11 protein-coding genes are annotated in these 11,084 nt (G+C 53.1%); 7 read left to right on the top strand and 4 right to left on the bottom strand.

Annotated features, from left to right (window positions below; genetic code table 11):
• Positions 1-74 precede the first annotated feature (74 nt).
• Positions 75-446 (bottom strand): potassium channel family protein, encoded by a 372-nt coding sequence (locus SH139x_RS12920; protein WP_488355619.1) that lies wholly within the window; start codon positions 444-446, stop codon positions 75-77.
• A gap of 843 nt (positions 447-1,289) precedes the next feature.
• On the opposite strand from SH139x_RS12920, the gene SH139x_RS12915 reads away from it, so the two are divergent.
• Together SH139x_RS12915 and SH139x_RS12910 are read left to right on the top strand one after the other, a co-directional pair.
• Positions 1,290-2,024: a helical membrane plugin domain-containing protein gene (locus SH139x_RS12915; protein ID WP_488355618.1), complete on the top strand. Its 735-nt coding sequence runs from the start codon at positions 1,290-1,292 to the stop codon at positions 2,022-2,024.
• A gap of 121 nt (positions 2,025-2,145) precedes the next feature.
• Positions 2,146-3,330: an NAD(P)/FAD-dependent oxidoreductase gene (locus SH139x_RS12910; RefSeq protein WP_488355617.1), complete on the top strand. Its 1,185-nt coding sequence runs from the start codon at positions 2,146-2,148 to the stop codon at positions 3,328-3,330.
• A gap of 16 nt (positions 3,331-3,346) precedes the next feature.
• Here SH139x_RS12910 and SH139x_RS12905 read toward each other — a convergent pair whose 3' ends face one another.
• Positions 3,347-4,705, bottom strand: a complete 1,359-nt coding sequence (locus tag SH139x_RS12905; RefSeq protein WP_488355616.1) for a DUF4832 domain-containing protein — start codon at positions 4,703-4,705, stop codon at positions 3,347-3,349.
• 177 nt (positions 4,706-4,882) lie between these two features.
• Positions 4,883-5,083 carry a hypothetical protein gene (locus tag SH139x_RS12900; RefSeq protein ID WP_488355615.1) on the bottom strand — a complete coding sequence of 67 codons (201 nt, stop codon included), beginning with the start codon at positions 5,081-5,083 and terminating at the stop codon, positions 4,883-4,885.
• 451 nt (positions 5,084-5,534) lie between these two features.
• Between SH139x_RS12900 and SH139x_RS12895 the strand changes: the two genes are divergently transcribed.
• The 5 genes from SH139x_RS12895 to SH139x_RS12875 all read left to right on the top strand — a co-directional run bounded on the left by SH139x_RS12895 (position 5,535) and on the right by SH139x_RS12875 (position 9,483).
• Positions 5,535-6,158: a hypothetical protein gene (locus tag SH139x_RS12895; protein WP_488355614.1), complete on the top strand. Its 624-nt coding sequence runs from the start codon at positions 5,535-5,537 to the stop codon at positions 6,156-6,158.
• A 36-nt stretch (positions 6,159-6,194) separates the two neighbouring features.
• Complete coding sequence (locus SH139x_RS12890) at positions 6,195-7,166, top strand: calcium/sodium antiporter (RefSeq protein ID WP_488355613.1); 972 nt, start codon at positions 6,195-6,197, stop codon at positions 7,164-7,166.
• A gap of 180 nt (positions 7,167-7,346) precedes the next feature.
• Positions 7,347-8,090, top strand: a complete 744-nt coding sequence (locus SH139x_RS12885; protein WP_488355612.1) for a putative metalloprotease CJM1_0395 family protein — start codon at positions 7,347-7,349, stop codon at positions 8,088-8,090.
• 309 nt (positions 8,091-8,399) lie between these two features.
• Positions 8,400-8,903 carry an RNA polymerase sigma factor gene (locus SH139x_RS12880; RefSeq protein WP_488355611.1) on the top strand — a complete coding sequence of 168 codons (504 nt, stop codon included), beginning with the start codon at positions 8,400-8,402 and terminating at the stop codon, positions 8,901-8,903.
• Positions 8,890-9,483, top strand: a complete 594-nt coding sequence (locus SH139x_RS12875) for a hypothetical protein (RefSeq protein WP_488355610.1) — start codon at positions 8,890-8,892, stop codon at positions 9,481-9,483. Before SH139x_RS12880 ends, SH139x_RS12875 begins: the two co-directional genes overlap by 14 nt.
• Positions 9,484-9,509: 26 nt before the next feature.
• Here SH139x_RS12875 and SH139x_RS12870 read toward each other — a convergent pair whose 3' ends face one another.
• Positions 9,510-11,036: a sulfatase family protein gene (locus SH139x_RS12870; RefSeq protein WP_488356012.1), complete on the bottom strand. Its 1,527-nt coding sequence runs from the start codon at positions 11,034-11,036 to the stop codon at positions 9,510-9,512.
• Between the last annotated feature and the right edge of the window lie 48 nt (positions 11,037-11,084).

Genomic DNA, 11,084 nt, shown 5'->3' with positions numbered 1-11,084 from the left:
TAAGCGATTAAAGTGAACTGTATCCGCTGGAGTGCTCAGCACCTTGCCTAAACGAGCATGCCATCTGGTGTGCTTTATGGAAATCGACTCTGGCTTCCAACGGCGCGTTGCTCTTTTCTGTGCAGCCGCTGTTTGGTCGTGTCAGGTAAGGCGCGTGTTGCAATAGCGACCGCTATCCCTGTTGAGACCATGCCGACCGCCCCAATCGCAACGCTGATACACATCCCCAGACCGGTCCGTGGGGTGATATCGCCATATCCAATGGAAAGCCCCGTAATAAAGGAGAAGTAGATGGCCTCCATCAATGAAAGACCCTCAATTTTCGAGATGAGCACGCCGCCAAGTAGCAGCAACAGCAACAACCCCGTCAATACTTCGCGCACCATCCAAAGGTAATAAAGAAAACTCGCGATGAAATCACTGAAGGCGGCAAATCGTTCGCGCATGTTTCTTACCCACAGTTCGACTTCTTGCTCAACGCTAACCCTCACAATCGGTTTCTTCGGCAACTCCGCCGCTCAGTCATCAGGGTTAGGCCAACTCATCAAAGCCCCACGATCAATTCCTGTGGATAACCGGAGTAATCGTCAAAACCGCAATCTGGCCACGTGCTTGTTGAGCACCAGAGGAATTGCCGTCGATTCAGCCGCCAAGTGGAGATTCTGGCGATCGAGGGCGACAGTTACCGGCTCAAGCAAAGCAGTAACTCCAAGCGTTAATCAAAACTAGACCGTGAACCGAGGCCACCGAGTGCCTCCCTCTTCGACTGCCAAAAGCCATTCGTTTTCCGCTGCCAAGGTGGTTCCCTTCGACACTGCAATCGCCAAACGGTGCAAAACTTATTGATTGGTACAAAACTAGATGATTTGTACGGGGCGGAATACAAACCCGATGGCACCATCGCACCTAGCCAACATGCTTTACGGAGACGCTCCCATCATTGGTGACGCATCGGCTTGGTCGCTCGGCTGCCGACCGAGCCGATCCAGATCCAACACAAACTAAACGAAAGCCCCAAAAAACTGGCTTGACATATCGAACCATTGCGATATATTGATTTCACGACACTACTTCAGACACCGTCTCTACGGAACTTGACGGTTTATTCAGTTTGCGGCGATGCGGATTTGACTGAATGCTGGATGTCATGCCTACTGTCGCTCACCTCGCGTCTCGGGGAACAGTACAATGAGTGGCAACGGATCAGGTCAATGCGACCCGCGTTGATTTGAAGTCACGCTCTTCGCCAAAAAACCCAACAGCTCTCCTTTATTCCACATCAGGCATTCATGAATACCCGGCTTGAACGGCCGACGCTTGCGGAGCGACTCAACGATCCGCAGACTTCGGAAATCCTACACCGCCTATTGGATCGGGCGGAGTCATTTGATCGAATGCTGCAAATGGCGGATGAGTTACCTAATTTATTGGCAATTGCAACTGATTTCTTCGACGCGATCAGCCGCAAAGCTGCTCAAGATGGGATTGATCTTGAGCAACGCACAACTCACCTGGTCAAGCTGCTTGTTCAAATTACTGAGCCAAGAAATCTGCAAGCTCTGGAGCAATTGGTGGCTCGGTTGCCAAAGTTGGAAGCGAGCAGCGTGCTTATCGATGAGCTGCCAAACTTGCTTGCCACGGCGATGGATGTTTTCGACGAGTGGGCAACCAACTTAAAGGCCTCCGGAATTGATTTGGAGCAGAGCCTTCGTCGCGGATTGCACGCCGCTCTTTACTTGGGCGGACAGATTCAGCATGAAGAACTCGATCGCATCGGATTCTTGCTCAAGTCTGATGTGCTCAATGAGCATTCCGTAGCGACGGTGGGGATGGCGGGCTCTGCGCTTGCCAGTTGTCGACGCGGTACTTGCGAACACCCGCAACCCGAACGAGTTGGTTTGCTGGGGCTACTGTTCGCAATGCGAGATCCGAAAACGCAACGTGCGGTGTCGTTTGGGCTACAGTTCGCGAAATGCTTTGGCAGCACGTTGGAAGAAAACCACGCATCCGCAAAAGGCAGTTAGTTAAAACATGTCCTTGCCAGCTTGCGCCCAGTGAAGCGTCAAGCAAGGACCATTGATGTTGATCCCAGCCACTCATGTATCCCTGCCAACCATGTTAAGATCTTAAATCGAGAGTACACGCATGCCCCATCATCAAATCGTGATTGTCGGAGGTGGTACCGCTGGAATCACGGTCGCTGCCCGTTTACGGAATGCTGACTCCAACCTCGACGTGGCGATCATTGAACCGTCTGCCAAACACTACTACCAACCTCTGTGGACGCTCGTGGGAGGCGGCATCTTCTCTCCCGAGGAATCGGGTCGTAACGAAGCCGACTTGATACCCCACGGCGTGCGTTGGATCCAAGACCATGTCGAATCATTTGCGCCCGCCGAGGATAGCGTCCACACGCGTGGTGGCGAGACCATTACGTATGACTTCCTCGTCGTCGCGCCCGGCATTCAGGTGAATTGGAACCAAGTCAAGGGATTGCAAGATGCCGTTGGCAAAGATGGTGTCTGCAGTAATTATTCGATTGATACTGTCGCTAGCACTTGGAAGTTCATCCGAGAACTCAAACAAGGCGTGGCTATATTCACGCAACCTGCTGGGGCAGTCAAGTGCGGCGGTGCTCCCCAGAAGATCTGCTATCTTGCCGAAGATCATTTTCGTCGCACCGGGGTGAGGGATGACATCAACATCATCTTTACACTTGCTGGCGAAAAACTGTTTGCCGTGGACCGATATCGCGAAGTACTCGAGCAGGTTGTGGCAAGAAAAGGGATCGAAACTCGCTTTCGGCACAATCTCGTAGAGGTTCGTTCCGCATCCAAAGAAGCAATCTACCGACATATGGATACCGAGGAGGAGATTGCCATTAAATATGACATGCTGCACGTCACGCCGCCGATGAGTGCACCCGACTTTGTTTCTTCGAGCGAACTGGCTGGCGACGGAGGCTGGGTCGATGTTGATAAACACACTTTGCAACACAATCGTTTTGCAAACATTTACGCGCTGGGGGATGCATCGAGTTTACCAACATCAAAAACCGGAGCGGCAATTCGCAAGCAAGCTCCCGTGCTAGTCACTAACTTACTTGCCAGCATGCGTGACCAACCGGTGGCAGCCAGCTACGACGGCTACACGTCATGCCCAGTCGTTACCGGATACGATTCCCTGGTGTTGGCCGAATTCGATTACAGCGGCCAGCCTGCCGAAAGCTTCCCGTTTGACCAAGCGAAAGAACGTTTTAGCATGTTCATCCTGAAAAAGTTTGGCTTACCCGCTCTGTACTGGCACGGCATGTTGAAAGGACGAGCATAAAAATCAACTTTAGCTTTTACTTGGGGAGTAGCCACCATCCATCGGGCACATTGGCGGCGTACTCATTGGCAAACCGCAGCGGCAGTCCATTGGGTAAGGGGTTGATCACTTGGATCGCGAAGCCATCGATCGCGTCGGGGAGTTGATCAGCGGCCAATTGGACTCGCCATGTTCGTGGCGAGTCAGCAGGCAGCAATCCGGTGATGGACCAATCGAGCGGAAAGGTGTCTACAACTTGCCCCGCCCGCATCGCGGCCAGTTCGACTTTCCACGGATAGTAAAACGGGGCAACCCCGGTGTTACGAATCTGCACCGTGATCTCAGTACCGCCAGCGGGACTACGGATCTGTTCGGCTGACAATATGTGGAATTCATATCCCATTTGTTGGACTTGCTTGACAGCGTTACGTTGCCGCTGTGGAGTTTGTTTTTCCTGGAACATTCCTGTGTCAAGCAACCAACTGACATGCGTTTCGGCAACGCAAGTGGCAAAGTCTTGAGCCTGCTGGTGTGCAGGTTGGTCGTCAAATACCTGCCCCCAAAGCTCGGGGCGAATTTCGCCGCCGATCGGTCGCGTCTGCCATTTATTGATTGCCTGTACACCAGCCGCCTTGAGGGCGGGGACAAAAAACCAACTATCTGCTTTTCGACCGGTATCCAGGGTTGCCCAGGCAAACGAATCATCGTGATAGCCAAAAGCGCGATCATGATTCGCTGCGTGCGCCCAAGTTTCATCACCGGCCGGATAACGCAAGAGCACGGGGGTGATCTGAAACGCTTGCTCATAAGCGTCCATAACTTCTCTCTGCACTTTTTTGCTGGCCATCAACTCCGAACGAGGATAAGTGTGCCACTCACCCCAGGAGCCCAACAAGCCTGCGGTAATAAAGCCGATCCTTGGATCACCATCGTACTTCTTACCCAACTCGACAATGAACGCTTGCAATGCGGCCCGCAACCTCTGATCGTTGTAGTCAGGCGTGCGTTCTTTTTTACTCGGAAAGGGAGCGGTGTTGGTATTAAGCCACTCCGTGACCTTCAGACCTTGCTGCTCTAGAAAGGGAGGAATGCCACCTTCGCGTCCCGGGTACTCCAGCCAAATTCGGAATACCGCTTGGTGTCGCCGCGAAGCGATATCATCGAGCAATTCCTCCAGCGGATGCCAATTGAACGTGGCTGGGCCAGTCATCAATTCACTGAAAGGTAGATAACTAAATTCCATGCTATGAGGAAAGCGACCAGGACTGGGCCGCGCATACGGCACCAAGCCCTTTAATGGGTTGTCCGCTGGCGCGGCAACATACGGCAACGGAGTCTGGGCTAAGGCCTCATCCGCAATCGACAAACTGCATAGCAGCAGCAAAATAATTTTCACCACAGTTTCCTTATACAACGTCACTCGACTATCCCGAGATGGCAAACAACTATGCCACTTTATCACAAATTGCAGGACGCCGGAGATGGACCGCGAAAGGAGTAGGTAGACGGCATCGGCAGGCGGGCACTCAGGATAGGCGGCGATCGATGACGACGAGCCATTTCTTTTCAAATGCTAGTCCGCCAAGCGAAATCCCACTTGACAGATTTGCGCGGCGGTCAATACTGAAAGAATCTTCAATTCTTTGCAACGAATGCTGCCCGATTGACGAATCACTCCTTCGCGGAGAACCTCAACGTACAACTTGGGGTGGTCGAACAGCAGCCAAACTGAAACCTCTAAATTTTGCAAATAAGGCGCGATTTGGTGCCACATCGCCGGCTTTCCGTTGGCGTAATACTTTGCGGGCTTTTGCTCTTCGGGGTTTTCGTTGTCGCCGAGCAAAACCGGGATGGAAGTCGACCACTCGGGAGTTTTTCGGCGTCCATCTCCGATGCGAATGCTACATCCTCCGCCCCGGTAGCGACCAATGGAGTGCTGGGAGCGACCTCACATTCCGTGCTTGGTACGACGCCAACCTCCGAGCCGACGTCTGCCTCTAGAAACTGGAAGTCGCCCGCGGCGTCGAAGTGGTCGCAACAAGTCCCGAACCAGCCTGAAGAGAACATCGATTCCCCCGGCGTGACGCAAGATGTTCGCCGACCGCTGTCTCTGGTGACGCTGAAAGTACGTTTGCAAATTTAGAACCTATCGCCTAACCGCCGTTTATTTAGGTTGTCGCAAAAGGTTCCAAACGTTTCTTAGCAAATCATTCCAGAGTCACACAATGTCTACCTCCAAGGCAAACTCTCTCTACATCCCTAAAGTAACCGAGCATGAGAGACATCTCTCGATTGACTATTCAAGAATCAATCCACAGACTTGTACGCTAATCCACGAACAGAGCTATCGGCAAGCCTATGACGCCTTGTCTCTGTTCCCACACTCGAAAGTGGTTGCTCATGCGAGGGGATTTTGCGCATTGCGGGCGGGGCTGATCTCAGAGGCTGTTAACATCTTCCGGGGCATCTGCCTGAATCCCGGTACCACCGTGGTGCGCTTTGACACAGAGGACGCACTCCGTATCAATTACGCCACCGCGATTTTACTTGCTGGCAGCCCGTGCGGTGCTTTGGATATCCTGTTTGACGTGCAGAACCGTCAGTCAGCCGCCGTGATGGCAATCGAAAACTCAATTGACGGGTGGGCCAAACAACTATCGTTTTGGCGCTGGTTGGATTGGAAAATAAATCGGATCGACCCACCATCGGCATGCGTGCCGCTTGCTTTTGCCCCTGGAGTCATGCCATGCGAGTGCCTCGTTCAAGCAAGTTCTTGCCAGGCTCCGCTCAAGAATTTTGTCGATTTGCAGCCAATCACGGGCGCGACAGTTGCAACGATTTCACGATAACCTCTTGGCCGACCTTTCAACACAATTGGTACCTAGATGAACGAACAAGCGATGGCGTGGATACTACTGATTGTGGGACTGTGCGCACTGGTGGCGGGCGGCGAACTGCTGGTCCGCGGCGCGTCGGCGATAGCCACGGCGTTTCGCATTTCACCGTTGGTGATTGGGCTGACGGTCGTAGCCTTCGGCACGAGCGCACCGGAACTCGGCGTTAGTTTGCGTGCCGCTTTTTCTGGAGCTGCGGACGTTGCCGTCGGCAATGTGGTGGGCAGTAACATCTTTAACGTGCTCTTGATTCTAGGAATCTCCGCACTGATTACGCCACTGTTGGTTTCCAGTCAGTTGATTCGCCTTGACGTGCCAGTGATGGTCGGCTTGTCAGCCTTGAGCTGGATTTTGTTACGTGATGGTCTGATCGGGCGGTTCGATGGGACTTTCCTCTTCTCGATCTTGATCATTTACATCGGTATTTGCATTCGAGGTTCCCGCCGTGAATCGCAAGTTGTCAAAGACGAATTTGCCAATGAGTATGCCTCCGGGGATTCATCGGCAACGCACTGGTCCATGTCATTCGGCTTGGTGATCATCGGACTCATTTTGCTTGGCTTCGGCTCGAAGTGGCTTGTCGACGGTGCTGTCTCCATCGCAACTTGGTTCGGGGTCAGCCAATTAGTAATTGGGCTCACGATCGTGGCAGTTGGCACATCGTTACCGGAGGTGGTCACTTCGGTCGTGGCGAGCGTCCGTGGAGCCCGTGACATTGCGGTGGGAAATGTCGTAGGCAGCAACATATTCAACCTAGCCTGTGTGCTGGGCATGTCTGGAATTATTGCCAAGGCTGGAATACCAGTAAGCGAGCAAGCAATCTGGTTTGACGTGCCTGTGATGGTGTTGGTCGCTGTAGCTTGCCTACCGATCTTTATCACGGGCAAACGGATCGGCCGATTGGAAGGAGTCCTGTTCTTGATGGCCTTCTTCGCCTACACCGCTTACTTGATCAGCCAGTGAGCGATGGGCATGATCACTCTGCTGAATCCGCATAATCGGTCTAACATGAACAGCTAACGTGATCGTATGGAGCAACTCACTCGAATTTAGATAGTGCGTGCGCGCGAGTAACGAATAAGAGAACAAAGCCCTTTGCTTGCTGCTGGCTGTGGAACGAAGATCGCTTGAGTATCATTGGCCATGAATCCCATCGATTCGCTCTATCGAGGTGTTGCCCAGGCCGGCGGCTACGGACTGACACCAGTAGAAAAGAAGGGGACTCTGCCGGAGACGACCGCCGGCAAAACAGCTGTTGGCCGGGGCGCAGACGAGCTGAGCCTTTCTCCCGCCGCCAAAGAGATGTTAAGTCGCTTGCCCTACGCGGCCGCGACAAGCGACGTCGCGGCTCGTGAGAGTCCTGGTGATTCTCAGAAAAACCAAGCTGCTGATGAAGCCGCCGACGATGCGGCGGAGACCTCGCCGCTTTCGCCAAAGGGTGCGAGTGATCTCACCCCCGAAGAACAGGAACAGGTCAAGAAACTTGCTGACCGAGACCGTGAGGTGCGGACTCACGAGCAAGCTCACGTCGCTGCCGCGGGCCCTTATGCGTTAGGGGGACCAACCTACAGCTATCAAGAAGGGCCCGACGGTCGAAACTATGCGGTTGGTGGCGAAGTCCAAATCGACACCTCCCCCGTCTCTGGTGATCCGGAGGCAACAATCCGCAAAGCTCGGGTTGTCAAAGCCGCTGCGCTTGCACCCGCAGAGCCATCTTCCCAAGATCACGCAGTGGCCGCCGCCGCCACGCAGATGGAAATGCAAGCTCGCGCAGAAAAGTCCCAAGCACAGTTCGATGAAAGCTCGCCAGAGGACGCTAACTCCGTGGAGCAAGGCGGCGTCGAGCTAGATCGGCGCCGCGGGAACTCGCTTGATCTCGTCGCATAAGCACATTCCCTTGGGTCATTAAGCAAACCGAATCAGCCGGAATACTCAATCGTCCGGTTCATCGAAACCATGAGCTAGCGTTCAACGGCTGAGATAGCCGAAAGACATCTGTCGAGGTGCCCAGCAGCGACTGCAGTCCCTCGTCGTGTCCCTGCCTGTAAGTTCCCAGCCCAGGTGCATCTACCCTCGGCGATGCGATTGGATTGGACTACCGCCTGGAAGTATTCGCGAAAAGTTGAGATTTTATCGTAAGGAAACAAGGGTTTAGAGCGATTAGTCGTTTGTACTACCTTTGAATCCAAAGTTGCTATGAAATATCAAGAGCAGGAACGCATACTTGCCACATGGTTCAGTCACCATCACGGGCTGATGCTGAAGATCGCTCGAGCGTTCGCCAGTGAAAGTAACGACAGGGATGATCTCTTGCAGGAGATCGCTCTCCAAGTCTGGCGTTCCATTCCTCGCTATCAGCGAGCCGTTGCCGAGTCGACCTGGATTTATCGGGTCGCACTTTACACGGCTATTAGTTGGGCGCGGAAAGAGCGCAAGCGAACTAACCTGCGCTCAGATTTGCCCGTTGAACCTGTTGCCCAACAGCAGCCCCCTGATCCCCGGCTCGATTGGCTCTACCAGAAAATCTCCGAACTACAACCAGTCGATCGCGCAATAGCCTTGCTGTTATTAGACGGGTTTAGCTACCGAGAGATTTCGCAAGCCATAGGGATTTCAGAAAGCAATGTGGGAGTGCGAATCAATCGGATTAAAAACCAGTTGACTAAAAAACTAAGCCGGGAGAAAGATGATGAAATTTGAAGACATTCAAGCGATCTGGGACTCTCATCCCGATCCAAATGGCGTGCTGGATCAGCGTGAGCTGCAGGAGAAACTTAAACAGCGCGACCGTTCGTTCCATCGCATTGTTTCGTTGATCGACTACTTGATGATGATAACACTGCTGATTCTCGCTCTAATGTTTTTCCGAGATCCAGTTTTAGAACGTCACGACCTTGTTTTGATTCTCCCAGGCTTGGCGTGTTTATTGGCGGTGGGAATGCTCTGGAGCTGGCGACGCAACCGCAAGCGGCGCGAGCTGGCCTATGATGATGATTTGCGGGGCCTGATCAGTAAATCAATTGATGGAATTGACGATCGCATCGCTTGGTGGCATCGTTTTACATGGTGGTTTTTTTTGCCAAATATTCTGGGCTTGCTAATCGCCCTATTTATCGTTGAGGACTCAAAACGCTACCTATTCTATGCATTCTTCCTACCGGCATTCTTTCTTTGTATGGGGTTCGCCTATTGGCACATTCGCATCGAGATTCGGCACAAGCTACTCCCAGAAAAGAATCGCTTGTTGGCACTCCAAAACCAGCTTGAAAGGGAAGACTAGAAGATCGTGTCTTTAGCTCAGGCGGACTATTTGGGTTCATTCAACAGCGGCTGGCGATTTCGTGGAGCACTCCGCCCTGACTCCTTCAGCTGGCGAAGCAAAGCCTGCATTTCCTCTCGCTTCGCGACTTCCGTGAAATACAAATTGTTGGTTTCCCCTGGATCATCCTCCAAATTATAAAGTTGGCCAGCCGCGTCAGGAGCGGCTTCGGGAAGTGCATAGTTCGCGAGGAAACCTTGTCCGTAGTTGTTTCCTCCCGATCCCTGGTGGTCGAGATATTTCCAATTCCCCTGTCGTAGTTGGAATTCACCGCGAAAACTCTGCGTCAGCATATGAGCTCGGATCGACTTCTCCAACGGTTCCTGCCCGAGCATCGCTGGTAACATATCGAAACTATCAACAGCCGCATCATCGGGCAACTGATAGCCGACGATCGATGCCAAGGTGGCGAAGATGTCGGTGGTGTTAGTGAGTTGAGCAGACACGAGGCCGGCCGGGATCTTGCCGGGCCAGCGAGCGATAAAGGGAACACGGTGTCCTCCCTCCCAACCATCACGTTTCATGCCTCGCCAACCGCCGGCGGCGTCATGATTGTGATCGCGTCGCATCCAATCAACATGCACCGTCTCGGGCCCATTGTCGGAATTGAACAAAATCAGCGTGTTATCATCGATCCCAAGCTCTTTAACAAGATCAAGCAATCGCCCCACCAGCGTATCCAGCTCTGCCACAAAATCGCCACGAGGGCCAGCATTGGTCGCTCCAATGAACTCATCGGCAGGTAACACCGGGGCGTGAGCGATCTGAGTCGAAAGCACGGCGAAAAAAGGCTGTTCCGGATATTGTTGACGATGCTCCGTAATGAACGCTTTTGTCTTTTCATAAAACAGTAGATCAGCGTTGATAAACTCGTATCCTGGGGCCATCCAACCTTCATCATTGTCCCAGCGCCATTTACCCCCTGGGTTCGGTAAGCTCTCGCGAGAGTGTCGCTGGCTGGCGGGAACCTTGATCATGCCATTTTCAATGTAGACGTATAAAGGATCGGTGTTGGGGCAATTGGGAGTGATGAAAGATTGATCAAAACCGCGCTGATTTGGGCCATCGATCAAGGGTGTGCTTTTCTCATAATCAATCAGCAGCGAATTCTCGAAGCCGCCGCCCAAGACTTGATGATTTTCATCGAACCAGGTCAAACCAACGTGCCATTTGCCGAAAACGCCGGTCCGGTAGCCTTGCTCTCGCAACATTTCGGCAACGGTGAGCGTGCCAGGTTTCAAATAGCTCGGCCCGCCGGGACCTTCAAACGCGCCTCCGCCTCGGCCCGTGGAGCGATAAATCTGCTGGCCGGAATACAATCCGTAGCGTGAGGGCGAGCAGATCGTCGAGGGACTGTGCGCGTCGGTAAAGCGTATTCCCTGCCGAGCCATCTCGTCTAAACGAGGCGTCTGATAGGCGCACGCTTTGTTGTAACAAGAGAGATCCCCGTAGCCCAAATCGTCAGCGTAAACGATGATGATGTTCGGGGGACTCGCCTGGAGCTGTCCGCCCATCAAGGTTACGGCCAGCAAGCCCGTGGCAGCCAGAAAGCCCACCAAAAT

The organism is Kothea flammea (assembly GCF_052161645.1).
Classification (GTDB): Bacteria; Planctomycetota; Planctomycetia; order Pirellulales; family Pirellulaceae; genus Laterigemmans.
Note: the sequence above shows the minus strand (reverse complement) of the source record. Positions and strands in the feature narration are given on the sequence as shown.